Raw genomic sequence first — 25,445 nt, 5'->3', positions numbered from 1 at the left:
GAAAGAGGCGGTTTTTATTCCCGGCGAGCGTGCCTCGACGCTTGAGTGGCAGATGAGACCGGCGCTCTCCTCCCGGCTTGATTAAACCCCGCGGATTCAATATAATTCATCCTGCTTTTTTCCATAGTCTTGCTTCGGAGAAACTGTATGAACCCCAAATCCGCGATAATGCTTCTGGTGCTTGTGGCAGCTTTCGGTTTTTTCGCCTACAACATCCGCCTGCTCATAAGGCTCGTTACTCTCGGCAAAAAGGAAGACAACAGGTTTGACAACATTCCCGAGAGGATAAAGAAGGTCATCATCTACGTGTTCGGGCAAAGAAGGCTTTTCAAGTACCGTTTCGCCGGCATAGAGCACGCCATGATCTTCTGGGGTTTCGTCATAATAACGGTGGGGACGGTTGAGATGCTGATAAGCGGCGTTATTCCCGGATTTCACGTTTTCCCGGGAACTCTGGGGGGAATCTACGAGCTGATCCTCGACGTAGTGCAGGCCCTGGTTCTGGTCGCCATAGCCATGGGCATAATAAACAGGCTCACCATAGGCAGAAGAAGGGAGGTTAACGGACCCGACGCGGTCGTGATACTGGGTCTTATATTCGGCCTCATGATCACCGCCTTTCTCACCACGGGAGCAAGGATCGCGCTTGCCGAGGCAAGCCCCGCCATGCTGCCGGTGTCCGGCGCCTTCTCCGGGCTCTACGACGGCATGAGCGCCGGGAGCACCTTTTTCTGGAAGGAGTTTTTCTGGTGGTTCCACGTCCTGATAGTGCTTTCGTTCCTCAATTACCTTCCCTATTCGAAGCACAGCCACGTGCTGACGGCGGTTTTTAACGTTTTTTTCCAGAGCCTAAAGCCCCGCGGGCAGCTCTCGAAGCTTGATTTCGAGGAGATCCCCGAGGACCTTGACCACTTTGGCTCCTCGAAGGTAGCCGATTTCAGCTGGAAAGACATACTTGACGCCTATACCTGCACCGAGTGCGGAAGGTGCACGGACAACTGCCCGGCGTGGAACACCGAGAAGGTTCTCTCTCCCAGGGACATCGTTGTCAAGCTTCGCCATTACGTCTCAAGCGAGGGGAAGGACATACTCGCCGGAAAGCCCCTGGAAGAGCAGCCCGACCTTCCCGACACCGAGTGGGTGACTCCAGATGAGCTCTGGGCGTGCACCACTTGTAATGCCTGTGTGGAGCAGTGCCCGCTTTTTATCGATCAGATGGGCAAGATAATGGACATGAGAAGATTCCTTACGCTTGAGGGCCGACTGAGCGGAACCGCGACCAGAACTCTTCAGAAGCTTCAGAACAACGGAAACCCCTGGGGGTTCCCGGAGGCGGACCGCGGCTCGTGGCTCTCTGAGATGGAAGTTCCCATCCTGGGCGTTTCCGCCGAGAACGCAAGCGAATTCGACGTGATCTACTGGACGGGATGTTTCGGGGGCTACGACCCCAGGGGGCAGGAAGTATCGAAGGCTATAGTGACCCTGCTTAAGATCGCGGGGGTAAATTTCGCCGTTATGGGTCCCGGGGAGACCTGCACGGGAGATCCCGCGAGAAGGCTCGGGGAGGAGGCCCTCTATCAGATGCTCGCCGTCCAGAACATCGAGACTATGAACGAGCTTAAGGTAAAGAAGATTCTCGCGAACTGCCCGCACTGCTTCAACACCATAAAGAACGAGTATCCCCAGTTCGGCGGGCACTACGAAGTCGTTCACCACACCGATTTTCTCCTGCAGCTCATCCAGGACGGAAAACTTAATCCCGACGCCCCGATCGACGAGAAGATAACCTACCACGATTCCTGCTACATCGGCCGCTACAACAATGTTTACGACTCCCCGAGGGAAATACTGAAAAGCATCCCGGGGATTGATCTCGTGGAGATGAAAAGGAACAGGACCAAGAGCTTCTGCTGCGGCGCCGGGGGCGGAAAGATATGGATGGAGGAAGAGGCTCCTAGGGTTAACTGGAACCGCTTCGATGAGGCGGCGGAGATTAACCCGGACACCTTGGCGACCGCGTGCTACTTCTGCAACACGATGTTTGACGACGCCGCCAGGTTCAAGGGCAAGGAGGAGGATATCGGCATTCAGGACATAGCCGAGATCCTTCGCCGCTCGGTCGACGGTGCGGATGCTTCGCCCCCGTCGTAAACAGGTTCCCGCGCGCCTGCCTGACCGGGTGTTGAGTCTCAGAAGGAGGAGCCGATGAAGTCTTACAAGCCAAGGTCCCTTTTGATAGACTCGGGCGGAGGATGGTTCGACTCGGGTTCCTCTCCCATGGCCGGAGTTTTCGGCGATCCCGTTTTAACTCTCTGCTTCTCAGGCGGAAAGACCAGAATGTTCTCCGATTCCACGGAGGAAACCTCTTCCGAAGACCCCCTCCGCTTCGTCGAGCGCCTGGCCGCCGAGGGATACACCGCGCTCGGCTACATAAGCTACGAATACTTTCGGTACACGACTCCCGGGGTTAGGACCTCGGAGAGAAAGGGAGAAGAAAAGCTCCCCCTCGTGTTTTTCCACTTCTACGAGCAGAGCGGCTTTTACGTCGGTTCCTGCGAGGAGGCGCTCTCTGTCCCCGCTTCCTCCGCGGAGAACTGCCCCGGGGGCGCTCCGCGCCCGAACATCAGGAAGGAGGAGTACGCCCGGAAGATTTCCGCGATAAAGGAGCACATAGCCGCCGGAGACGTTTACCAGGTGAACCTTTCGCGCAAGTTCCGCTTCGAGCCCCTGGGCGAATCGCTTTCGTGGTTTGCGGATTTTTACCGCGCTCAGCCCGTTCCTTTCGCCGCCCTTATCAGTTTTCCGGGTTTTGATCTCGTAAGCGGTTCTATGGAGCTTTTTCTCAGGAAAAGGGGAGACAGGATTACCACAAGGCCCATAAAGGGGACGATCCGCAGGGACCCGGACCCCCGCCGCGACAGGGAACTTGCCGAGACGCTCGGAAAAAGCCCCAAGGAGCGGGCCGAGAACCTCATGATAGTTGATCTCATGAGAAACGACCTCGGGAGAATATGCGGTTACGGTTCCATAGGGGTGAGGCAGCTTTTCGCCGTCAGGCCCTACAGCACCCTTTTCCAGATGGAGTCGGAAATCGAGGGACGCCTCCGCCCCGGAGTCGGATTCTCCCAGATAATTGCCAGCACCTTTCCCCCGGGGTCCGTTACCGGCGCCCCGAAAAGAGAGGCTCTTAGCATAATAGACAGCCTCGAGCCCCATCTCAGGGGTCCTTACTGCGGGGCGATCTGTCTTTTCCCCCCGGACGGGAATTTCACCATGAGCGTCGCGATCCGCACTGGGGTTAACCGTCCCGAAGGTGCGGACTTCTGGTTCGGAGGCGGAATCGTGTGGGATTCGAGAGCGGAAGAGGAATACGGGGAGACGGAACTCAAGGCAAAGGCGCTTGCGTCGGTCGCGTCCCGACAGGTGATATAATCATCGGCCATGGAGGAACTTTTCTTTCTTAACGGAAAAAGGCTTGAAGACCCGCCCGCGCTCCGCGCTCTTTTTTACGGAGAGGGGGTCTTTGAGAGCTTCACGTGGAAGGGCGCGCCTCCTGTTTTCCTCTCCATGCACCTTGAGAGAATGAAAAGAGGAGCCGAGTTTCTCGGCATACCGTTTCCCGGAGAAGCCCGGGTGAGGCTTCGGATCGAAGATGCCGTGGGAAAAGCCGCGGGAGACGATCTTCACGTAAAGGCATGTCTTTTTGGAGAAGGGGACGTGGTTTTTCACTCGCGACCCCGGGAGGCTTCGCTTCTTGTGTCCGTAAAGCCCCGCGCAAAGAGCCCCGAGGCCGTCTCTCTTTGGGTCTGCGGGGAGAGGAGGTCTCGACGGAACCGTCTTTTTTCGCACAAGACCCTTAACTACCTGGGAAACATTTTGGCGAGAAGAGAGGCTCTTGAGAAAGGGTTTGACGAGGCCCTTTTCCTCGATACGGACGGCGGGGTGGCCGAGACCTCGTGCCATAATGTTTTCTGGGTCAAGGGAGAGAAGCTTTTTACCCCGTCTTCTGAGTGCCCCGTTCTGCCGGGAGTGACAAGGGAGATTGTTTTGCGCTCGGCCGAGCAGCTGGGCCACGAGGCCGTCTGCGGGAGTTTTTCCCTTGAGGATATTCTCTCAAGCGATTACGCTTTTCTTACGAATGCAGTTGCGGGTATTGTTTACGTAAGCGGGGTGGACGGCGAAGCGATGCCTTCGGTTCCCAAGAGTTACCGGATTATGAGGGAATCGCTTCTTTTGAGGTTTGGGTGGTAGAATTAAGAGAAGAAGATTTTTTCGAGCTTGTTGCGGTCGCTAAGAAGCCGAGGGTGGTTTTATGTCCAGCGAGATAACGGTCAGTGAGTATCAGAGGGAAGTTGACGAATGGATAAGCAAAGTGGGGGTGCGGTACTTCTCTGAGCTTACCAATCTCGCGCAGCTTGTCGAGGAGGTGGGCGAAGTTGCGAGGATCATGTCCAGGACCTACGGGGAGCAGAGCTTCAAGGGGGATGAGGATCGCCGGGAGCTTGGGGACGAGCTTGCCGATGTCTTCTTCGTCTTGACATGCATAGCGAATCAGACGGGAGTTGATCTTACGGAGGTTTTGAGAAAGAACTTTGAGAAGAAAACGCATAGGGACGGGAAACGGCACGCGGATAATCCCAAACTTCGCTGAAGCCCCTTGCCATTGTTCTGGTTGTTGCAAAGGTCTCTTGTTGTGGTATCCTTCCCCGTCCTGAGAAGAATCCGCCTTTGATCAGCGGCGGTTACTCTATCGAAGAAAGAGGAAAAGTACTTTGAAAATGAAATTGGAAGAAAAGCCCATTGAAGACATACAGGCGAGAAAAGACTACAGGAATATCTCCATAGACAGAGTCGGCGTCTGCGACCTCAAGATTCCGCTCAAGCTAAAAGGCTGCGAAATCGATTCGGAGAGAGACCAAAGCGTCCAGGCTTCCCTGAGCCTGAGCGTCAACCTGAATCCCGACCAGAAGGGGATTCACATGAGCCGATTGCTTGAAACGGCTCTTGATTTCAACGGAGCCTTTTCCTTGGAGAATATGGCTTCTTTTCTGATTGCTCTCTGCGACAGACAGGGTTCGGAGGATTCCGACGTCAAAATAGAATTTGATTACTTTTTCAACCGGCACGCCCCTGTGAGCGGCAAGATATCCCCCCAGCCCTATAAATGCACGTACCACGGCGAAATGCACCCGGAGGGCATACGCCTCACCCAGAGCGTGGTGGTTCCGGTAAAGACCCTCTGTCCCTGCAGCAAGGAGATAAGCGATTACGGGGCTCACAACCAGCGTTCCAAGGTTTTCATAACCATCACGCACGAAAACAAGAAGGAAAGCGACCCGATAGACATATGCCTTGAGGAAATCATAGGGATCGCCGAAAGAGGGGCATCTTCCCCGCTTTACCCGCTTTTAAAAAGAGAAGACGAGCGCCATGTCACGATGAGTGCCTACAACAAGCCTTGCTTCGTGGAGGATGTCGTGAGAAACATAGCCTCGGAGCTTCACGGCAACCCCAGTTTCGACTCTTACGAACTCAGGGTTCTTAACTACGAGAGCATTCACAGCCATAACGCCTTTGCCAGCATCGGCAAAAGATCCTCAAACAAGTAGACCGACGGAAACCATAGGGTTTGTGCCGGTTTCCAGGTGTTTTTCGGGCATAATCCGCCTTGGATTTCCCAGTTGATAATGGACGTAAACTGACTCCTTCGGCAACTTTTGCGTTCCGTGTCGCGGAGGAAGCCGAAAGAGGGCCTCGTGTTTTCGTAATTACTTGATATCAAACAATTTTTTTCTGTTGATAGATTGTGGAATGTTTTGATTAGACCCAGTTCGAAAGAGGTAATTCCCTGAAATCACTTGATAAATTTTTTAGGCTCAACGAGGGTTCTTTTAGCGTTCTGTGAAATGCCCGCCCGGAGCAAACACCGTTTTTATCCGTGCGAAAGTTCTTCTTTCCCTTTATTTTTCAGGCGGTTCAGGAGGATTTCTCCCCGTTTTTAAAACCTCAAAAAGCTGTGTAATTTAATCTCTGGGCTGTTGTTTTCTGCGGCGGAGAAAAAATGCGTACGCTTTTGGAAATCATAAAGGAGGAAATACGGGAATCCGGCTCGATTTCTTTCCGGAAGTTTGTCGAACTTTCCCTTTTTCACCCTGAGCAGGGCTACTATTCGTCGGGGAACGCGAGAATCGGAAAGAAGGGCGATTTTTACACCGCCCCGTCGGTTCACCGCTCTTTCGGGGAGACCCTCTCGCGGTTGCTTGCCAAGGCTTCGCTTCTTCTTGGAGGCGGAAAGTTCACGGTCGTGGAGTTCGGGGCCTCAAACGGTCAGCTTGCATTCGACATACTCGAAGCTCTTCGTGAAACCCACCCGGACCTCTACTCGAGAACCGATTACGTTATAAGCGAAATAAGCCCTGTGGCGAGACAGGCGGCGAAAAAAACTTTGGAGGGACACCGCGAAAAAGTGCGGTGGACGGACGACCTGCGAAAAATCGAAAGAGACGGCTTCTGCGGAGTGGTAATCGCGAACGAGTTTCTTGATTCTTTGCCTTTCCACAGGCTGAAATCGGATGGGGGGAAGATGCGCGAGGTTTTTCTTTCCCTTCGCGACGGGGAAATCGAGGAGGTTCTCCGGGATCCTGAAACCGAAGATGTCCATGAGTTTTCGAAACGGTATCTGGACGGATACGCTCAGGGCGAAGAGGCGGAAGCTTGTCCGCTGGCGGGAAAATGGCTTGCCGAGGTGGGAAAAGCGCTTCAAAAAGGGTTTGTTCTATGCATTGATTATGGATCTCTCGCTCCCGATCTTTACTCCCCCGGAAGACGAAAAGGTACCTTCAGGTGCTTTTATCGCCATGAACTGAGTTTCGACCCCTACATGAGAGTTGGAGAGCAGGATATAACAGCTGACGTTAATTTTTCCGAACTTATGAGGGTCGGGGATGTCTCGGGTCTTGCCACTGTCGAGTATACAACGCAGGGGCAGTTCCTTGTTGACTGGGGAATTCTCGAAATTTTCAAGACATACGACAAGCCCCAGGACCAGGGAGACCGTCTTGCGGCCAAGACGCTTTTTATGCCTGAATTCATGGGGAGGAAATTCAAGGTTCTGCTCCAGTCAAAGGGTCTTTCACCCGAAGAACTGGCTGGGCTCGATAAGGACCGATCGTTCCGTATTACTTTGTAATGACTCCTAGATTCGCTTGAACCGCTCTTGACAACGGATTTTTTTAAAGGTTTAGTACTCTTAGTACTAGGGGCAACTAAGCGTTATGAGCAATAAAGATAGAATTATGGAGGCCGCCACCGAGCTTTTCCATCTCTACGGGTATGACGGAACTTCCATAGATATGCTCATAAAGAAAGCGGGCGTTTCCAAGAGCAATTTCTACTACTACTTCGAAGGCAAAGAAGAGCTGGGATTAAGTGTTCTCACAAAACTTGCCGATGAGCATGTCCGTCAGTTCTCGGAAGCCATGCAGACTGATCTCAATGCTCATGAACAGTTTATGGAAGTATACAAGATGTCGTTTACTTCTCACAGCAGTCTTCTCAAGCGGCCCATATACCCAGGTTCTTTTTTCGGAAACATTGCCTTGGAACAGAGTTCCATCAACGAGAAATTCCGTTCTCTTCTGGATAAGTATTTCCAGGAATGCGAAGCTCTGATTGAGGAAGGTTTGAGAAGAGGAATGGAACAGGGGTTTTTTAAAGAGGATATTGATCCGAAGGAATTGGCCAGATTCATGGTTTCTCAGTTCGAAGGAGCCGTGCTTCTGACTAAAGCCAGGAAATCCCTTTCTCCTATAAAAGATGTAATCCGGCAGGGGAAATACCTCCTTTTTAGAGACGAGTGGATACACTTAGCTGATGAGTGGATGCGCTTAATCGATGAAACCTAACTCGCATCCTCGCTATCCAGGCAAAACCTGTTTCCATTGGTACCCAACCTGTTGATTTTCCTGTCCGAAGCAGTTACTCTATGCCCGAGGATTTGAGGTTTCTGTGCTTTGGTCAAGCGCAGTTCTTTGAAAGACGGGGAAATAATAATCAAGGAGAGGTATAATCGGTATGTCTGATACTATAATGAAGGCCCAGATCGGCGGGGATATAGCTCATCTTAGAAAACTGAACCCGGATCTTTACGATTCTTGGATGGCTTATCATGATTCTGTATTTGCCGACGGAGCCCTTAGCGCAAAGGAAAAACAGCTCATTGCGGTAGCCGTAGCGCATATTACGGCTTGTCCCTACTGCATAAGGTCAAGGGTCCGCGCCAGCAAAAAAGAGGGAGCGAGCGACCAGGAAATAGTCGAATCGATATACGTGGGACTTAGGCTCAACATGGGTGGCCCTTTCGCGTTTTCAAGCTTGGCTTTTGAAGCCTGGGACACCCTCGAAAGCGGCATCCCGCTTACCGAGGGGCATTTCTTCAAAAAGGACATAGCAAAGGAAATTGCCAGTTTCAGAGAATGCAGCGGCGATATTTCTCCCCATTTCATGGAGCTTCACAAGAAAATTTTTGCCGACGGAGCCCTCAGCAAAACAATGAAAAGGGGCATAATAGGTCTTGCCTGCGCTCATGCGACCAAATGTCCTTATTGTATAAGGGGAACCGTGAAGGACGCGCATACCGACGGCGTAACTGCGGAGCAGATGGCTGAGGCCATAAACGTTGCCATGGTCATGACCGCCGGTTCCTGTTATGCGCACACCAGCATCGCCATGGACACGCTTAAGAGTCTCGAGAAATAGCTTTAACGGTTTTTTTGAAAATCCTCCTCATTTACCCCGAATGTTTCACGTGAAACATTCGGGGTTTTTTAGCTTTTTCCTCTGACCGAATGCGGCTTTATATGGTAGATTCTCTTTCATGTCGTCACTTGTGCCCGAACGCGAAAGCACCATAGCCGCCATTTCCACCCCCCCTGGAGAGGGAGGAGTGGCCGTAATCCGCATAAGTGGCGCGCAATCTCACGCGATCGCAAGGAAAATCTTCGTTCCTGCCGGAAATTCGGGGTTTTCCGAGAGAAAACTTTGTTTCGGAAAAATAGTCAATCCCCAAACCGATGAAACCGTGGACGAGGTCCTCTGCGTCGTTATGAACTCTCCTGATACCTATACGGGCGAGAACGTAGCCGAAATACACTCTCACGGGGGGCATATCGTTCCCCGGAAGATACTTGAAATCCTAATCGGCCTCGGGGCGACCCTTGCCGCCCCGGGGGAATTTACCCAGAGGGCGTTTCTTAACGGGAAAATGGACTTGGCCCAGGCCGAGGCGGTCTCTGACATCATAAACGCCCAGACTGAGCAGAGCCTTCGGTACGCCGAGGCGCAGCTCGAAGGAGTCCTTTCGGGCAAGGTGAACGCGCTTAAAGATCAAATCCTCGACATTCTGGCGGAAATAGAGGCGAACCTCGATTTTCCCGAAGAAGATATAGATCCTGTTGCGAAAAACCGCCTCAAGGAAACGTCTGAATCCGTGGAAAAAGAACTTTCGACCCTCATCGAGAGCTACGATACTGGCAGAATGTTCAGAGACGGAGTGACGATGGTGATACTGGGCAAGCCCAACGTCGGGAAATCGAGCATACTTAACTGCCTGCTCGAGGCCCAAAGGGCTATAGTGAGCCCGGTAGCCGGAACCACGAGAGATTTTATTGAAGAAAAGATAAATGTTGGAGGGATTCCCCTCGTTATAACGGATACGGCCGGCATAAGAGACACGAAAGACCGGATAGAAAGACTCGGGGTGGAACTTTCTCTCAAAAAAGCCGAGGAATCCGAGCTTGTGCTCGTCGTCTTGGACCAGAGCACCGAACTCGATTCCCTGGATAGAAAAATCCTCGAAACTGCCGCCAAAAAGAAACATCTTGTCGTAATCAACAAGATGGATCTTGAGGAAAGGCTCGAAGAGTCGAAGCTGCAGAAGATTCTCGAGGGGAAAGAGCCGGTGAAAACCTCGGCGCTTACAAAAGAGGGAATAGAGCGGCTTAGGCAAACAATGTTCGAGACCCTGGCGGGCTCGCCCCGCGGCACGGATGCCTCGGAACTTGTGCTGACTAATCTCCGCCATAAGAAATCGATGGAAAAGGCCCGAGACCAGCTGCGCATGTTTCTCAGGCTTCTTGAGCGGAACGAGTATCTGGAGATCCTCTCGATAGAGCTTCGCAACTCCATGGACTCGCTTGGCGAAATCACGGGAGAAATAACCACGGAAGATCTTCTGGGCAGAATTTTCTCCAGATTCTGTATCGGAAAGTAATATCAGGGACAGAATGTTTCACGTGAAACATTTCACAGAGTGCTTTGCGGGATAAAAAGGAAGGGACGGGCTGCTTTTAAAATTATTCAATGATTTAAGGCAGTTAAGTTATACCCTGTGTCATTCGGAAAATTCCATTCACAATTTATCGACAAGAAAAAGTGTTTCATATCAGTTAATTAAGGAATTTCAAACGAATTTTTAATGATTTATTAACAATAGCAGAACCTCTGTAGGGATTTCTCGCGTACGCACGCTTTTCCCATCCCGGGAAAGTCGGCTTTTTGTCCCTATGGCCGATTAAAAACCGGTGTGCCGGCGGAACTGATCCTGCAGTCACTCGGATTCTCGTCGGGGCTGTTCGAGGGTTGCCTGCGTTTTCTTAAATAGTCTTTTATTTTCAGCGGGTTAACTGTTGACCAGTTTTTTATAGCGTGTAACCTAACTTGCCGGGTGAACTTATGATTTTTCCTCTTGGATGGCTTACTGACTACCTGAAAATCGACGTTTCCGCAGAAGAACTGGGAGAAATGCTTACCATGGCAGGCTTGGAGCTTGAGGCCCTCGAAGACAAGGGCAAGGCTCTTGGGGATGTCTGCGTCGCCCAGATAAACAGTATAGAGAAGCACCCGAACGCCGACAGGCTGAGTGTCTGCGAGATTACCGACGGCCAGGACCGCTACGCGGTTGTCTGCGGGGCGGACAACATGAAGGAAGGGGACAAGGTCGCTTTCGCCAAGGCGGGAACGGTTCTTCCCGCTACGTCCAAGTTCCCCGAAGGCGTCAAGATAAAGCGCTCTAAGATCCGTGGCGAAGATTCGGAGGGAATGCTGTGTTCCGCCGATGAAATGGGTCTCTCGGGCGGCGAGGACGGAATAATGATTCTCTCTTCCAAGGCCGAGCTTGGAACCAGCATGAGCGACCAGATCGGCTACGACGGTGTCATTTTCGAGGTTGGAATTACTCCCAACCGCCCTGACTGCATGAGCATTTTCGGAATTGCAAGGGAAGTATCGGCAATACTGGGGGAGAACCTTCAGAAACCCAGCTTCTCCATAAAAGAGGGAGAAAAGGGCATTTCGGAAAGGGTGACGGTAGAGCTTGAGGATACGGAGGCGTGTCCTAGGTACTGCTGCCGGCTGATTGAAGGAGTCAGAATTGAACCTTCTCCCTCATGGCTTCGGGAAAGGCTTGAGCACTGCGGAATCCGCTCCGTTAACAACGTTGTTGACGTTACGAACTTCGTTCTGCTTGAACAGGGACAGCCGCTTCACGCTTTTGACTGCGACAAGCTTGATCGGGGCAGCATTTCAGTCAGAAAGGCCGGGGAAGGGGAAACGATAGAAACGCTTGACGGCATCGGGAGGGAACTGCTCGTTGAAGATCTGGTTATCTGCAGCGGGGACCGCCCCGTCGCGCTTGCCGGAATTATGGGTGGTGCCGACTCCGAAATAGATGACGCGACAAGCAGCGTTCTGCTTGAGGCCGCTTACTTTTCTCCCGTGGGCATAAGGAAGACATCCAGGCGCAATGGTCTTAAGAGTGAATCCTCGAGCAGGTTTGAAAAAGGGGTCGACATAAACAATGTTTTGTTTGCGCTTGACCGCGCAGCCGAGCTTATAAGCCGTTTGTCCGGAGGAACGGTCGCCCAAGGCCTCATCGATGTCTATCCCGACCCCGTCAGCCCAAGGGAGATTTCCCTTTCGGTTGACAGGGTCTGCGACCTAGTCGGCATATCCACCGATTCCCACGAGATAGCGGGGCTTCTTGAAGGCCTTGAGTTTGAGGTTCTCAGCCTCTCCGACGACGCGCTTTTGCTTCGGGTTCCGACTTTCAGGGTGGATATAGAGCGCGAGGTGGATATCGTTGAGGAAGTCGCGCGTCTTCTGGGTTATGACAACATTCCCTCCGTCTTGCCGGAGGTTCCGATGGTAGCCAAAAAGCCCAACGTGATAACCGTCATGGAAAAAAGGCTCAGGGATATTTTCGTTTCCTACGGTTTTCTCGAGGCTATAAACTACAGTTTCGAGTCTCCCGAACTTCTAAGAACTTTCGGTTTTGAAGAGTCGATCCACATTATGAACCCCATATCGCGGGAGCTTTCGGAAATGAGGATGAGCCTTCTTCCCTCTCTGGTGAAAAACGTGAGACTCAATCTCTCAAGGCAGAACCAGGACGTGAGACTCTTCGAGTCCGGAAAGGTTTTTTACCCCAAGGACATGGACCAGTTGCCAAACGAAGTGAAAAAGTTCGCCGCAATTGCGACCGGAAAAAGGGCCCCTGAGATATGGGATGGGGAAAAATTCGATTTCTTTGACATCAAAAGCGTGCTTGAAAGAAGCCTTGAGGTTCTTTCCGTGGATTCCAGGATAGACTTCGAGTCCATTTCTCCCGACCATGGATTTTTGTGGCCGGGAAAATCTTCCGCCGTGCTGGTTGACGGGAATGTTCTGGGAGTGGTAGGGGAGCTTCACCCGCATCTTCTGGAAAAACTCGAGATAAGCGAGAGCGTGTACGTGCTCGAACTCGACCTATCCCTCCTGTCGGTTGTCTACACGAGTTTCGAGAGAAAGTTTTCCCCGCTTCCCAAGTTTCCCTCCCTTCGTCGCGACATCGCGCTTGTGGTTGATGACGCGGTTCCGGTGAGGGAGATTCTTTCGGTTATAAAAAAGGCTGATTCTGGTATAATAGAAAATGCGTGGGTGTTTGATGTCTACAAGGGAAATTCCCTTGAGAAAGGAAAAAAGAGCGTCGCGCTTTCCCTTATTCTTCGAAACAGGGAAAGAACCCTTACCGATGAGGATGCTAACAGGGTTCAGCAGGATGTTCTCAAGAGTTTGGAAAAGACAATAGGGGCTGAGTTGCGTTCGGTTTAAGAAAGGGGGGTTTTCATGACAAAGAAGGATCTGGCAGGCGTTTTGTATAAGGAAATAGGGTTTTCAAGAAGGGAATCCGCGGAAATAGTTAACTTTTTTTTCGACTTGATGAGAGAGAGGCTTATGGCCGGGGAAGAGGTGAAACTCCCGGGTTTCGGAACCTTCAGGGTCACGAGAAGAAAATCACGAATAGGGAGAAACCCCTCCACCGGAGAGGAAGTAGACATACCTTCCCGCCTCACGGTCGTTTTCAAGCCCAGCAGGTTTCTCAGGAAAAAGATTGACCAAAAACGGGGGGATTAAAATACCAGACTCGAAACCGCCCCAATCATCTTTTCTCAAGCAGAGCTTCATTGCCGGCATCCTGATTATCGTTCCCTTCGGGGTAACAATTTTTGTCCTCTACAAGCTGATAAAGTGGATGCTCTTCTTTTTCAGCACCGGCCCCGCTGGAATACTCCGCCACTTCATAGATGTCCCGCCTTACGTGTTCCAGGGAATATCTTTTGTCATAGGGATAGTGGCCACCCTGCTGCTAATCATTTTTTTGGGAGCCGTGACGCGGAACTTCGTTGGCAGAAGGATAGTTCTGTTCGGCGAGTCGCTTATCTCGAAGATTCCGCTTGCGAGAGCCTTCTACGTGAGCGTGAAGCAGGTCGTGCAGACGCTTTTTTTCACTTCCCAGATGCAGAGCATGAAAAGGGTCGTGCTGGTCGAGTACCCCAGAAAGGGGGTTCGCGCCATAGCTTTCGTGACGGGAGTTACGGAGGCCGGAAGGAACCACAACATGACGGACCAAAAGCTCGTCAGCCTGTTCGTTCCCACCACGCCGAATCCGACAAGCGGTATTTACGTAATGGTTCCGGAGGAGGAACTGCAGGAACTGGATATTTCCGTGGAAGACGCGTTTCGGCTTATAGTTTCCGCCGGAATTTCTCAAAGCGACTCCGATGTTTCTGGGCAAGATAAGAAAAACGGTTGATTCTTTCGGGATGCTTGATCCCGGGGATGTGGTTGTCGCCGGAGTGTCCGGGGGATCGGACTCCATGGCGCTTCTGTTCGCTCTTTGGGATCTGCGGGAGTTCTATCCAGATACGGACGTGGTGGTTTCCCACGTCAATCACGGTCTCAGGGGCGCTGAATCGGACGAAGACGCCGAGTTCGTGAGAGAAGCGGCGCGGCGGCTCGACTTTTCGTTTGAGTGCGTGCGGGTTGACACCGAAGCCTTCAGGAAAAAGCGCGGGCTTTCCCTCGAAGACGCTGCCAGGGAGCTTCGCTACAGTTTTTTCAACGATATTCTCGCGAAACGCTCGGCTCATAGAATCGCCACGGCACACACGCTTAACGATCAGGCGGAGACCGTTATAATGAGGCTCATAAGGGGGAGCGGCTCCCAGGGTCTTGCCGGGATAAGACCGTCAGTCGGCAACATAATACGTCCCCTGATAAACGTTACCAAGCTTGAAGCCAGGGAGTACCTTCAGTCAAAAGGCGTGTCTTGGAGGGAAGATTCGACCAACAGTTCCGACGAATTTCTAAGAAACAGGATAAGAAACGAACTTGTTCCCCTGCTTGAGAGCTACAATCCGGCCGTCGAGCAGGTTCTCTCCCGGGTAGCGGCCGTCTGCGCTGCGGAGGCGGATTTTATTTCGGCCGAGGGCGAGAAGAGGTTTGGTAAAATCGCCCGTGTTGTGGAAGGAGGCGTGCTTGGAGATGCGGAAAAACTCCTTCGCGAACCCCCGGCAATCAGGTTCTCCGTGATGAGAAAGTCGATTCTTGCCGTAAAAGGAGACCTCAACTCGGTTTCCGCCAAGCATCTCTTCTCGATTGACGAGGTAGTGCGCTCGGGCGATTCCTCAGCGGAGGTGAACCTCCCAGGCGGAGTCGTTTTTCACGCGGGTCACGGGGTTTTCTTTTTTACGCGCGAGGAGAATTTCCACGGGTTCCCTCCAACCGAGATAAAAAGCCACGGAACCCACCGGGTCTCCCCGGACCTTGAGGTCACAGTTGAGCTTACAGACGACGTCTCTCTGTGGGGCGAGGCCGACGTCGGATATTTTCCGCCCCAAAAAGTCGGTTTTCCCATAACGCTCAGGAGCTTTTCCGAGGGAGACAGGTTCGTTCCGCTCGGAATGAGGGGGGCCAAGAAGCTGAAGGATTTCTTCATTGACGAAAAAATACCGAGATTCCTAAGAAAAAAAGTGCCGATTTTTGAAACCCGAGACGGAATAATCTGGGTGGGCGGGTTAAGAACGGACAACAGGTTCAGAGCGGATAAGACGAAAGGGCCGTGGCTTAGGATAAGAATTTGCGGTTCTTCGCAGAAGTTGCTCGATCTTGCGGTTAGAAGCCTGGAAGCGCCCTAGGAGTTCTCTCCGAGTCCGCTTTTGGCCACGTAGCACGCCCCTAGGACTCCGGAGTCGTCTCCCAGAGCGGCCCTTTTTATCTCTAGCTTTCTCTCCGTCCCGCTAAGGCACCTTGTTCCGGCTTCCTCGAGGGTTTTCCCGATAAATAGTTCCCACGCGTTTGAAAGCCCCCCGCCAACAACCACCGTTTTTACGTCCAGAACGTTTACGAGAATCGATATTCCCACCCCGAGGTTCGCCCCGAAATCGTTCCATACGGAGACGGCTTCCGGGTCTTTTTCGCGGGCAAGCTCCGCCAGGCGCTCGGGGATGGCCGATTCTTCGGTACCGGCCAGTTTTTGGGCAAGCTCCGGGCACTCGCGGACGATTCTCTTTATCGCTACCTGCGAAACGTAGGTTTCGACACATCCTCTTCCCCCGCATGCGCACTCGGGCCCCGACGGATCAATAGTCATGTGTCCCAGTTCCCCGGCAAAGCCGTCCTCTCCCGACCAGAGGTTGCCGTTGAGGATTATCCCGCCTCCGAATCCGGTTCCCAAGGTTATCATTACCATTGAATCGGAGCCTCTGCCCGCACCTGCCCGGTATTCCCCCAGGGCTGCGCAGGATGCGTCGTTTTCGATAAAAACGGGCGTTTCAGTCCCGATTCTCTCCAAAAGGGCCTCCGTAAACGGAAAATTCTTCGTGTTGGCTATATTCGGGGCATGAACAAGCATGCCATCTCTTCGGTCAACCGTTCCCGGCACCCCTATCCCTATTGCTGATATCTCTTCTCTGGAGAATCCTTTTATGAAATCGCCCAAGTGCTCCATGAGCGACGAGATGCCCATATGGGCGTCCGAGCGAGTTTTTCCCTCCCCGAGCACGTTTCCCTCCTCGGAGATGATTTTTCCCCTGAGATTGGTCCCCCCTATATCTATGCCGAGAAATTTCCGCTTCATTTTTCCGCCTGCAGACTGTGAAAAATTGCGGACGGCCGCGATCCAACCGCCCCGAAATCTCTATTCTACCCTGTCTTTTCGCAAAAATATTGACCGCGGCGGTGGCCCGGGACGCGGAATTTCTCCCCGCTGCCCGGGGTTTTTTGCGTAAGCCGCACCTAACAGGGTATAAATTTATTCTGATGCGCGGGCGTTTCGCGTCGCATATTTTGTAACTAACAGGTCGAAATGAACTCAAAAGCCGCGGGCATTCTCTTAGCTGTCTTTTCGCTTTTTCTCTATCTCTCCTGCGAAAGACCCCCCGAGATTCCTGAACCCGGGTCCATGCGCCCGATTCCCGTCGTTCCCGAGATGGACGACGATCTTTTCCCCGAGGGACTTAAGGAATCCATAGGCGCAAGCGTTGAGAAACTTTCCCGGACAAAGAACTCCCAACTCGTTTTCGGGCAGAAGACCGTCTCCGCGGGGGATTACGCTCTGGCGCTCGATTATCTTCTCACCAGGCTTGAAGCGGGCGTTAGCAAGGACGATTTCATAAAGGACGTGAGGAAGAATTTTGATTTCTACGGCTTTCCGGGAAAACCCTGGGGCAAGGTTTTTATAACCTCTTACTTTTCTCCGGTGCTCTCCGCTTCCCGGACCAGGACGCCGCAGCACACCCAGCCGCTCTACGGGGTTCCCGACGACTTGGTGCGTTTGAGGATAGACAGGTTCGTCGAGCGGTTCGAGAGATTTTCGTTTCTTGAGGACGACAAAATCGCCCGGGGAAAGCTCCAGTCCCTTTACGGCAGGGTTGCCCCCGGAGGCCCCGGCAGGACGTCCGAACTGGTTCCCTATTACTCACGAAGCGAGATAGACTCCGGGGGAAGACTCCGGGGGAAAAGGCTCGAGATCGCGTGGGTGGACCCTGTCGACGCGTTTTTTCTTCAGATTCAGGGCTCAGGCAAGGTAAGGTTCGCAGACGGAGAGGAACGGGTCGTGGGCTACGCCGCCCAGAACGGACACGATTACGTGGCAATAGGGAAATTTCTCTTCAAGTGGATTCCGAAGGAAAAAATGAGCCTTTGGGCCATAGAAAGCCACCTGAGATCCCTCTCCTACGCGGAGAGGATGAATATCCTTTACAAAAACCCGAGTTACATTTTCTTCCGCGGACTTCCGGGCAAACCCGAGACCTCTTTCGGAACGGAAGTCGTTGACGGCAGAACCATAGCGACCGACAAGGCTTTTTTTCCTAAGGGAGCTCTGGCGTTCATGGAGTTTGAGAGACCGGTCTTCGAAACTCCCTCTTCGGTCGAGCCGTCGCAATGGGAACCGGTTTCCCGCTTTGTCGTTAACCACGACAGCGGGGGGGCTATAAAAGGGGCCCGGCGCGTCGACCTTTTCTGGGGGGAGGGAAAAGACGCTTCCCGGCACGCGGGTGTGATGAAAAACTGGGGAAAGTTCTTCTATCTGGTGCCGAAGGGGGAATTCCTGACGGTACTTAGGGAAAAAAACGGCGGACAGAGCCAAGGAGGATGAAATGACCGACGAAAAAGCACTTACATGTTCCCAGGGGTCTTTTCAAAGCGGAGAACATCTCTACGGAACCGCTCTTGAGGTGAAGAACTGGTTTTTGCTTGAGTACTCTAGGGTATGGAAAAGGGATGCTTTTCCAGAAAGCGCGCTGCCGGCGGAGGTAAAAGAGCATCTTGAAGGCCTTCTTTCGTCTTTTGAGGAATCTAGGATTCAGCTGATAGGAGGGCCGGGCCCAAGCAAGGGAAACCTCGCTTTTTACTACGCGCACTCTTCTGAGTTTTCCCCGAAACTCTACAGGTTCGAGATAGAAACATACGAAGATCTCCTCTCGATAGATCTCCCCGAGCTTGTCCGCACCGGGGAGATAGAGAAATTTTCCTGCGGGGAAAAGCTCGTTCTGGTCTGCACCCACGGAGCCCACGACGGATGCTGTGCGGTCGCAGGGGCCGAAGTCTACAGGGAGCTTTTAAAGAAAGAGGGGATTTCCGCGTGGAGAACCAGCCATGTGGGAGGCCACCGCTTCGCCGCCAACATGATCATGCTTCCCGAGGGGATATATTACGGGAGGGTGAACGGCGGAAATCTCGGTGATGTGGTTTCCTCTCACCTTCGCGGCGAAATATTTCTTGACTGCTTCAGGGGAAGGTCGTGTTATTCCCAGACTTCGCAGGTTTCCGACTATTTTTTGAGGAAAGAGCTGAAAAAACTCGGCATTTACGACATAAGGTGGGAATTCGAGAAAGACAACGAGGACTATACCGCGGTTGAGTTCGGAGTTGAGGGGGAAACCACGGTTTACGCCATAGGAACGGTGGTCATGAACCATATCGTAAAGATCCGGACGAGTTGCGATTCATCGGAAGTAAAGGGCATACCCCAGTTCTTTTTCTACAGCATCGTGCCCTACGAGCCGCAGAGAAAAGAAAAAGAGGATTCCTGATCGTTTCCTAGGGCGAAGCGCGCCGCCGCCCCAGAGATTCCGTAAAACCAAGAATTTCCCGCGAAAGGCGTTTCGAACTTTGCTCGTCGGGAATCACCGTGTCCGTGACGAAAACGCTTACCCCAAGCAGTTTTATGCTAGCCGCCTCCGCCGCATCCGAGCGGTCGATTACGAGCACGTCGAGAAAATCGGCGTAAAGCCTCGCCACCTGCGTCGAGGAAGCCTCCATCCCCAATCCTCTCATGAGCTTGTCGGCGGGACCCTTAAGGGGCTTTCCGCGCATGAGGGGGCTTACGGCCACCTTGAGCCCCGGTGCGCCGACGAGCCTTTCCATCACTCCCCCTACCTCGAGTATGGGCCCTATGCTGATTATGGGGTTGCTCGGGCATATGATCACCAGCTCTGCGGCATCTATGGAGTCGAGAACTCCCGGGGCGGGAGCGGCCTCGCGTGCGCCCTTTATATTGACCCCCCGCACCTCGGGACGCATCGCGTGCTTTATGTAGTATTCCTGAAAGTGCATCTCGCCCTCGTCGGTCTCTATCCACGTCTCGACCCTGTCGTCGCTCATGGGCAGTATGCGCATTTCCCCTAGGCCGAAGCGCTGCGCTATCCTGGCCGTGGATTCGCTCAGGGTTCCGCCCGCGTCAATTACTGCCTTTCTGAACAGGTGGGTGGCCAGGTCCCTGTCGCCGAGTCCGAACCATGTCGGAAAGCCGAATCTCGCTGCGGCGCCCAGAACCTCGAACGTGTCGCCGCGGAGCCCCCACCCTTTTTTCTCGTCTATGTTTCCCGAAAGCCTGTAGATTATGGTGTCTATGTCCGGGGAGACCCTCATTCCGTAAAGGTCCATGTCATCCGCCGTGTTAACTATTACGGTGAGTTCCGATGGGGGAATTACCCCCGTGAGTCCCTTAAGGAATTTCGCGGCTCCGCTTCCGCCGCCAAGCGCAGTTATCATCTGAGTTTTGTCGTGCCCCCGGGCATTTCACCTGTAAGCTATTTAAGCGCCTTATCCGTGTCAAGCCGGGAGGCCGCGCGGCCCGCGCGGGAGGCTTGAAAGTTGATACCGGCTTGTATAGAGTTTAGTTCGTCTTTTCAAGGAAAACCCCGTTGTCGTTCGATATCATAAAAAACAAGCAGAACTTTCTCACGAGGGCGCTGCTTTTGCTGCTTGCCCTCACCTTCGTTATCGGTTTCGGATACGTGGGGGGAATAAGCATCGGCGGGCGGGGTCCAAGCGGCGGAGTAGCGGTTGAGGTGAACGGGGACAAGGTTTCCATAGCGCAGTTCTATAACCTCAGGGACTCGATGCTTGACCGCCTGCGCCGAAGCGACCAGGAAATATCGGACGAGCTTGTGGAATACGTGAATTTTGCGGTGATCGATTCACTGGTTAACAAGAAACTGCTTGCCCAGAAGGCGGAGAAGCTCGGGATCAGGGTAAGCCAGGAGGAACTCTCGGACGCCATAAGAAACGATCCCGGTTTCCAGGTGGACGGAGCTTTCGTGGGTTTCGAGCGCTACAGGGATTTTATCTCTAGGGGGCTTAACCGCACCGTGAAGGATTTTGAGGATTCCTACAGGGAAGACCTGCTGGTGGAGAAGCTTGTTTCGGTCCTTGACAGCTCGATAACGGCAAGCGACGAGGAGCTTTTAAGCATCTACAGGATGCGCGAAGAGGAGATCGATCTTTACTACGTCTCGTTTGCCGCCGAGGACTACACCGGGGGCCAGAAGGCAAGCGAAGAGGAAATCGCCCGGTACTACAGGGCGAACACCGATCTTTTCTGGGAGCCCGAGAAAAGAAAGGCTCGCTACGTCAAGCTCTCTCCCGGGGATTTTGCCGGGGATGCCGAGGTCTCGGACGAGGAAATCGAGGCATACTACAGGACGTACCCGGAGGAGTTTGCCTCCGACGGGACTCCGAAACCGCTTGACGAGGTAAGGGAGGAGATAAGGAAGCAGCTTGTGGACGGGAAGGCTTCCCTTCTCTATGACCGGTTCCTTGAGGAATTCGTTCGGAAAAAACGCCTGTCCGACCTTCTTTCCGAGAGGAGTTCGCTTGAGGTGCGGGAAACCGCGGAGTTCACGCTCGGGGGTGTGGGCGGAGACGTTCCCGGGGCCATAAGAAGAGAGGCTTTTTCGGTTAAGAAAAACAGGCTCGCGAACGTGGTTCTGCGGGATTTCACCTGGTTTTTCGAGGTGACTCGCGTTGAGCGCTCGAGGCGCTCGGGGATTGAGCCCGCGCGCGGGGAGATACTTAGGGCTCTTAATAAGGAAAAAGCCGTCGAGCGGGCCAGGGAGACCGCCGGGGGCGACCTCGGAAAAATAAAGGCTTCTGCCAAAGGCTTCGCGGCGGCCGCTAAGTCTCTTGACCACGTGGTGGAGCAGACCGGCTTTTTCTCAAGGTCGGAGAACCCTCTTGGGGTTGAGTCCGGGGATTTCATATCGGATGTCTTCGGGCTGAGGAGCAACCGGCCCACCATGGATCGCGTCTACAGGTCCGGGGAGACTTTTTACATAGTGTCGCTTGCCGAAACAAAGCCCGTAGACAGCGGGGCCTTCGGGCTAGAAAAGGACTCTTTCAGGCGACAAGAGGTCTCGGCGCGCAAGGCGCTTGTAGTCGAAAGCCTGCTTGAGAAGCTGAGAGAAAGCTCCAAAATTTCTCCCAACAAGAACCTCCTTTCCCAGGGAGGATGAGTTCCCGCCCAAGAATTTGTAAATATTTCCGGATTTGTGGTATAATGGTACTGACCGGAAGACCATGGGCGACAAGGAATCTTTTTTCACCTAACCGCCGAAGATGTATCCCGGCGGCCTTCTTCAGGATTCTGGCCCCGTCAGGGCTTCTATAATGGACGCGGGAGTTTTAATTTCCCTGTTGCGGCAGGGGTTTTGACGCAAAGCGGGAAGCGACGCGCGTAAATGTCGTCGCTATACCGGGTCGCGGCTCTCCCATGAGAATTAAAGCGCTTGAAATAGCAGGTTTTAAGTCTTTTTACCTGAAGACGAAGATAGACTTCTCCGAGGGTATAACCGCCATAGTCGGTCCAAACGGCTGCGGAAAATCCAACATCCTGGACGCCATCAGGTGGGTAATCGGCGAGCACAATCCGAGACAGCTGCGCGCAGGGGGCATGGAAGACGTTATCTCCAACGGGAGCGCGGAGCTCAAGCCCCTGGGCATGGCCGACGTGTCCCTAGTGCTTGAAGGGGTGGAGGGCTTCGGTTTCGAGGAAGTCAGGATCCGAAGGAAACTCTACCGCTCGGGAGAGAGCGAATACAGCATAAACGGGGTCAAGTGCCGACTCAAGGACATAACCGAGATGCTTCTCGACACCGGAATGGGCGCGAGGGCCTACTCAATCGTCGAGCAGGGCCAGATAGAGTCCTTCATCATGTCAAAGCCCGAAGAGAAAAGGAAGTTCATAGAGGAAGTCGCGGGAATCGAAAAGTACAAGCTCAGGAGAAAGGAGACCCGAAGCAGGATAGAGTCGACCAAGGAGAACCTCACGCGCGTTCTGGATATGAAGCGGGAGGTGTCGGACCGCATTGAGGAGGTGGCCCTGCAGGCGAAGCGCGCCAGGGAGTACGAGGAGCTTACCGGGCGGGCCCGCTCGCTTGAATTCGATATCCTCTCGGCCAAGCTCGCAAACTCCGAGGGACGAAGGAAAACGCTTCTTGAGAAAAAGCGGGGCGCGGAGCAGGTGGTATTCTCGGCTGAGGCCGGAAAGGAGGAAAAGCAGGAATCTCTTCAGAGCGCCAGGGAGAGGAACTCCGTTTCGGGCCGGGAACTTGGATCCCTTGAGAGGGAAATATACGAGCTTCGGGCGCAGAGAAAGGAAAACGAATACCGAGGGGCCTCGATTGAACGGGAGATCGCCGGGATTTCGGGATACGTGGAGAACATAGAAGCCGAGATAGAGAGTCTGGGGCGCGAGATCTCGGACATGGAGGCGAAAAGCAGCCGCGCCGAGCGCCAGTCAGGCGAACTTAAAAGCAGCCGTCTTTCTGCTTCCGAGGAGATTTTGCGGGAGGAGCAGAACCTCGCGGCCCTTAAAAGCGAATGGGAGCGCAGCAAAAAGGAACTTGAGGAGACGGGGAACCATCTCTCGGACGTTATGACCAGGAGAAGCTCGATCGGAAGCACGGTAGGAGCCTTCTCAAAGGAGCTTGAGGAACTTTCGGAGAAAAAGGACACCCTTGACGGGGAACTCTCCGCCCTGGAGGTTGAAAAGCTTGAGTACGAACAGAAACTCGCCTCGCTTCTCCGCCGGGAGGGAGAAATAAAAAGCGAGTTCACCTCGAGCGCCAAGGAAAAAGAGGAAGTCGATTCACGCCTTTACGACCTCAGGGTTGAGCACGAGAAAAAACTCGGGGAACTGAGGAGCTTTGAGGGCCGCAAAAAAGACTGTGCCTCGAGAATGGAGGCCCTTAACAGAATACAGAGCAATTACGAGTGGCTTCCCGAGGCCACGCGGAAGTTCGTGCTCGAGCGCAAGCAGAGAGGCGTGCTCGGGGTGGTTTCCGACTTCGTCTCCGTTCCGAGAAGCTACGAAAGGGCGGTAGAGGCGGCTTTCGGGGAAAAACTTAACTGGATAGTGGTCGAGGGAAGCACCGAGGCGGTTGCCGCCGTTGAGCTTCTGAGGGAATTTGATGCGGGAAGGGGAACCTTCATACCGGCCACGGACCGGTTCGCGCAAAACGGTGCAGGCAACGGAAACGGTTCGGGCAACGCCCATGCCAAGCCGGACGCCGAGTCGCTTAACAGCCTCCTTGACGTGAAGGTGATAGAGAAAGCCCTTGTAGACTCGATGCTTCAGGAGGTCTACGTCACTTCCGACCTCAGGGAAGCTATCAATCTTAAGACACACACGGGCAACGGCGCGTGCTTCGCCACCCTTGAAGGAGACTACGTCGATTCCCACGGAGCCATAACCGGCGGGAAATCCTCGGCGGGTGTGTTTGAGAGAAAAAGGGAGATAGGGGAGCTTGAGGAACAGACGCAAATCCTCTCCGCCGATGTCGCGGAATCGGAAGCTGCGTGCAAGGCGCTTCGCGAGGAGATGGACACACTTGAGTGCCGTCGCGCGGAAGTCGAGGAGCTTCTCCGGCGCTGCGAGATAAGCTCGGTTGAAAATGTAAAGGACCGCTCAAGCGTGGAGGCCAGGATAGAGGAGCTTGGGATGAGAATCGAGAGCCTGGGGGCCCAGCGCGAGGACCTTGAGCGCAAGCTCGGCAGCAAAAACCGCACAGTTGAGGAAATGGGGTCGCTTATAGAGCAGCTTGACGCCCAGAGGGGCGCCCTCGAGTCAAAGTACGGGGAGATAGAAAAACGGGTCCTTGAGTTTGCCGAGGAGGAGAACGCGCTTCAGGAGAGAATCACGAAACTCAGGATAGATAACGCCGGGGTTCTTGAGAGGGAAAGAGCTCTTGAGTACGAGATATCTGAGGCCGAAAGAATAAAGGCCGTAATAAACGAGAAGCTTGCGCTCAGAAAAAAGGACATCGAGCTTAAAAACCGCGAGGGGGAGGCGCTTGCCCTTTCAAAACGCGAGTCGGAAGAGGAATTTGAGAAGATATCCCGCGACCTCGGCCTAAGAGAGGAATCCTTCGGGGAGCTCAGGGAAAAAGTGTCGCGTTGCGCGGAGGAGCTTGAGAGAAGCGAGCAGGAGTTCGAGGCCGCTTCCGCAGAGCTTTCCTCGAGCAGGGAGCGGCTTGCCTCGGCGCAGGCGCAGCTTGAGCGCGCGGAAGATGAGTTTAAGTATCTGAGCGAACAGTATGACGCGGCATTCGGCGAAGAGCTTCCCGACACCTTCGAGAAGCCGGATCCATCCTCCGTTTCGATACCCGAGGGGGAGAGGGAACTTAAGGGGCTTCGCCGCCGCGTGGAGAATTTCGGTCCCGTGAACCTGCTCGCGCCCGAGGAACACGAGCAGCTTGAGGAAAGAAACAGTTTTCTCCAGCGCCAGACCGACGATCTCGCCCGGGCGCTTGATTACCTTGAGAGCGCGATAAGGAAACTCGACAGGGAGTCGATTTCGAGGTTCCGGGAGGCGTTTGAGACCGTGAACAAGAAGTTCAGCGAGACCTTCGCCAAGCTTTTCGAAAACGGGGAGGCTCGCCTTGAGCTTACGAATCCCGCTAACATGCTTGAAACCGGTGTGGAGGTCATGATAAGGCCCGGAGGAAAAAGATTCCAGCCCATAAACCTGCTGTCGGGGGGAGAAAAGGCGCTCTCGGCCATAGCGGTCATAATCTCCGCGTGCCTGGTAAAGCCCGTACCCTTTGTTTTCCTCGACGAAATAGACGCCGCTCTTGACGAGGTGAACACCGTGAGGTTCAACAAGATCCTCAGCGAGATCTCTACCCACTCCCAGGTGGCCGTCATCACCCATAACAGAACTACCATGCACGAAGCTCACGCACTTATAGGCATAACCACGGACGGCACTGCAGCGTCAAGGGTGGTAAGCGTGAAGCTTGATGCCGCCTGAAGCCGCCCCGGGAGACATCCCTTGTCTATTTCCC

Annotated in this window: 19 protein-coding genes; 17 read left to right on the top strand and 2 right to left on the bottom strand. The window is 53.5% G+C overall.

Translation table 11 applies throughout. From position 1 onward, the window contains the following. Nucleotides 1–147 precede the first annotated feature (147 nt). From F4X55_07310 to tilS, 13 genes are all read left to right on the top strand, one after another. Entirely contained in the window at nucleotides 148–2,151 is a 2,004-nt protein-coding gene (locus F4X55_07310; protein MYC40796.1) for a 4Fe-4S dicluster domain-containing protein, read from the top strand. A 54-nt stretch (nucleotides 2,152–2,205) separates the two neighbouring features. Continuing rightward, the gene (locus F4X55_07305; GenBank protein ID MYC40795.1) at nucleotides 2,206–3,432 is read left to right on the top strand and encodes an anthranilate synthase component I family protein; all 1,227 of its coding nucleotides are present in this window, start codon (nucleotides 2,206–2,208) and stop codon (nucleotides 3,430–3,432) included. Between the two features lie 9 nt (nucleotides 3,433–3,441). Continuing rightward, nucleotides 3,442–4,251, top strand: a complete 810-nt coding sequence (locus F4X55_07300; protein ID MYC40794.1) for an aminodeoxychorismate lyase — start codon at nucleotides 3,442–3,444, stop codon at nucleotides 4,249–4,251. Between the two features lie 61 nt (nucleotides 4,252–4,312). After that, entirely contained in the window at nucleotides 4,313–4,651 is a 339-nt protein-coding gene (locus F4X55_07295; GenBank protein ID MYC40793.1) for a nucleotide pyrophosphohydrolase, read from the top strand. A gap of 127 nt (nucleotides 4,652–4,778) precedes the next feature. Then, the gene (locus F4X55_07290) at nucleotides 4,779–5,609 is read left to right on the top strand and encodes a GTP cyclohydrolase I FolE2 (GenBank protein MYC40792.1); all 831 of its coding nucleotides are present in this window, start codon (nucleotides 4,779–4,781) and stop codon (nucleotides 5,607–5,609) included. 452 nt (nucleotides 5,610–6,061) lie between these two features. After that, entirely contained in the window at nucleotides 6,062–7,189 is a 1,128-nt protein-coding gene (locus F4X55_07285; GenBank protein ID MYC40791.1) for a hypothetical protein, read from the top strand. 85 nt (nucleotides 7,190–7,274) lie between these two features. After that, a complete protein-coding gene (locus F4X55_07280) occupies nucleotides 7,275–7,904 on the top strand; it encodes a TetR/AcrR family transcriptional regulator (protein MYC40790.1) in 630 nt (209 codons plus the stop codon). A 169-nt stretch (nucleotides 7,905–8,073) separates the two neighbouring features. Further along, on the top strand, nucleotides 8,074–8,757 hold the full coding sequence (locus F4X55_07275; GenBank protein ID MYC40789.1) for a hypothetical protein: 684 nt from the start codon (nucleotides 8,074–8,076) through the stop codon (nucleotides 8,755–8,757). A gap of 118 nt (nucleotides 8,758–8,875) precedes the next feature. Continuing rightward, entirely contained in the window at nucleotides 8,876–10,270 is a 1,395-nt protein-coding gene (mnmE, locus tag F4X55_07270) for a tRNA uridine-5-carboxymethylaminomethyl(34) synthesis GTPase MnmE (protein MYC40788.1), read from the top strand. A 461-nt stretch (nucleotides 10,271–10,731) separates the two neighbouring features. After that, the gene (locus F4X55_07265) at nucleotides 10,732–13,146 is read left to right on the top strand and encodes a phenylalanine--tRNA ligase subunit beta (protein MYC40787.1); all 2,415 of its coding nucleotides are present in this window, start codon (nucleotides 10,732–10,734) and stop codon (nucleotides 13,144–13,146) included. A 15-nt stretch (nucleotides 13,147–13,161) separates the two neighbouring features. Continuing rightward, nucleotides 13,162–13,449 carry an integration host factor subunit alpha gene (locus F4X55_07260; GenBank protein MYC40786.1) on the top strand — a complete coding sequence of 96 codons (288 nt, stop codon included), beginning with the start codon at nucleotides 13,162–13,164 and terminating at the stop codon, nucleotides 13,447–13,449. Further along, entirely contained in the window at nucleotides 13,427–14,128 is a 702-nt protein-coding gene (locus F4X55_07255; GenBank protein ID MYC40785.1) for a DUF502 domain-containing protein, read from the top strand. Before F4X55_07260 ends, F4X55_07255 begins: the two co-directional genes overlap by 23 nt. Then, a complete protein-coding gene (tilS, locus tag F4X55_07250) occupies nucleotides 14,097–15,512 on the top strand; it encodes a tRNA lysidine(34) synthetase TilS (GenBank protein MYC40784.1) in 1,416 nt (471 codons plus the stop codon). Before F4X55_07255 ends, tilS begins: the two co-directional genes overlap by 32 nt. Here tilS and F4X55_07245 read toward each other — a convergent pair. Further along, nucleotides 15,509–16,453: an ROK family protein gene (locus tag F4X55_07245; protein ID MYC40783.1), complete on the bottom strand. Its 945-nt coding sequence runs from the start codon at nucleotides 16,451–16,453 to the stop codon at nucleotides 15,509–15,511. The two genes, tilS and F4X55_07245, sit on opposite strands and share 4 nt — an antisense overlap. A 228-nt stretch (nucleotides 16,454–16,681) precedes the next feature. Here F4X55_07245 and F4X55_07240 point away from each other — a divergent pair, with 228 nt between their 5' ends. Together F4X55_07240 and F4X55_07235 are read left to right on the top strand one after the other, a co-directional pair. Continuing rightward, the gene (locus F4X55_07240) at nucleotides 16,682–17,974 is read left to right on the top strand and encodes a transglycosylase (protein ID MYC40782.1); all 1,293 of its coding nucleotides are present in this window, start codon (nucleotides 16,682–16,684) and stop codon (nucleotides 17,972–17,974) included. A 1-nt stretch (nucleotide 17,975) separates the two neighbouring features. Further along, the gene (locus F4X55_07235) at nucleotides 17,976–18,911 is read left to right on the top strand and encodes a sucrase ferredoxin (protein MYC40781.1); all 936 of its coding nucleotides are present in this window, start codon (nucleotides 17,976–17,978) and stop codon (nucleotides 18,909–18,911) included. Nucleotides 18,912–18,918: 7 nt separating this feature from the next. Here F4X55_07235 and F4X55_07230 read toward each other — a convergent pair whose 3' ends face one another. Next, the gene (locus F4X55_07230) at nucleotides 18,919–19,872 is read right to left on the bottom strand and encodes a 2-phospho-L-lactate transferase (GenBank protein MYC40780.1); all 954 of its coding nucleotides are present in this window, start codon (nucleotides 19,870–19,872) and stop codon (nucleotides 18,919–18,921) included. Nucleotides 19,873–20,024: 152 nt separating this feature from the next. Between F4X55_07230 and F4X55_07225 the strand changes: the two genes are divergently transcribed. Together F4X55_07225 and smc are read left to right on the top strand one after the other, a co-directional pair. Further along, a complete protein-coding gene (locus F4X55_07225; GenBank protein MYC40779.1) occupies nucleotides 20,025–21,614 on the top strand; it encodes a hypothetical protein in 1,590 nt (529 codons plus the stop codon). Nucleotides 21,615–21,871: 257 nt separating this feature from the next. Next, nucleotides 21,872–25,411: a chromosome segregation protein SMC gene (smc, locus tag F4X55_07220; protein MYC40778.1), complete on the top strand. Its 3,540-nt coding sequence runs from the start codon at nucleotides 21,872–21,874 to the stop codon at nucleotides 25,409–25,411. The last annotated feature ends 34 nt before the right edge of the window (nucleotides 25,412–25,445 follow it).

The organism is Candidatus Dadabacteria bacterium (genome assembly GCA_009840385.1).
Taxonomy (GTDB): domain Bacteria; phylum Desulfobacterota_D; class UBA1144; order Nemesobacterales; family Nemesobacteraceae; genus Nemesobacter; species Nemesobacter australis.
Note: the sequence above shows the minus strand (reverse complement) of the source record. Positions and strands in the feature narration are given on the sequence as shown.

Excerpts from the sequence above, each read along its gene's own strand:
- F4X55_07310 (MYC40796.1), top strand. The coding sequence starts at position 148 with ATGAACCCCAAATCCGCGATAATGCTTCTGGTGCTTGTGGCAGCTTTC.
- F4X55_07305 (MYC40795.1), top strand. The coding sequence starts at position 2,206 with ATGAAGTCTTACAAGCCAAGGTCCCTTTTGATAGACTCGGGCGGAGGA.
- F4X55_07300 (MYC40794.1), top strand. The coding sequence starts at position 3,442 with ATGGAGGAACTTTTCTTTCTTAACGGAAAAAGGCTTGAAGACCCGCCC.
- F4X55_07295 (MYC40793.1), top strand. The coding sequence starts at position 4,313 with ATGTCCAGCGAGATAACGGTCAGTGAGTATCAGAGGGAAGTTGACGAA.
- F4X55_07290 (MYC40792.1), top strand. The coding sequence starts at position 4,779 with ATGAAATTGGAAGAAAAGCCCATTGAAGACATACAGGCGAGAAAAGAC.
- F4X55_07285 (MYC40791.1), top strand. The coding sequence starts at position 6,062 with ATGCGTACGCTTTTGGAAATCATAAAGGAGGAAATACGGGAATCCGGC.
- F4X55_07280 (MYC40790.1), top strand. The coding sequence starts at position 7,275 with ATGAGCAATAAAGATAGAATTATGGAGGCCGCCACCGAGCTTTTCCAT.
- F4X55_07275 (MYC40789.1), top strand. The coding sequence starts at position 8,074 with ATGTCTGATACTATAATGAAGGCCCAGATCGGCGGGGATATAGCTCAT.
- mnmE (MYC40788.1), top strand. The coding sequence starts at position 8,876 with ATGTCGTCACTTGTGCCCGAACGCGAAAGCACCATAGCCGCCATTTCC.
- F4X55_07265 (MYC40787.1), top strand. The coding sequence starts at position 10,732 with ATGATTTTTCCTCTTGGATGGCTTACTGACTACCTGAAAATCGACGTT.
- F4X55_07260 (MYC40786.1), top strand. The coding sequence starts at position 13,162 with ATGACAAAGAAGGATCTGGCAGGCGTTTTGTATAAGGAAATAGGGTTT.
- tilS (MYC40784.1), top strand. The coding sequence starts at position 14,097 with ATGTTTCTGGGCAAGATAAGAAAAACGGTTGATTCTTTCGGGATGCTT.
- F4X55_07245 (MYC40783.1), bottom strand. The coding sequence starts at position 16,453 with ATGAAGCGGAAATTTCTCGGCATAGATATAGGGGGGACCAATCTCAGG.
- F4X55_07240 (MYC40782.1), top strand. The coding sequence starts at position 16,682 with ATGAACTCAAAAGCCGCGGGCATTCTCTTAGCTGTCTTTTCGCTTTTT.
- F4X55_07235 (MYC40781.1), top strand. The coding sequence starts at position 17,976 with ATGACCGACGAAAAAGCACTTACATGTTCCCAGGGGTCTTTTCAAAGC.
- F4X55_07230 (MYC40780.1), bottom strand. The coding sequence starts at position 19,872 with ATGATAACTGCGCTTGGCGGCGGAAGCGGAGCCGCGAAATTCCTTAAG.
- smc (MYC40778.1), top strand. The coding sequence starts at position 21,872 with ATGAGAATTAAAGCGCTTGAAATAGCAGGTTTTAAGTCTTTTTACCTG.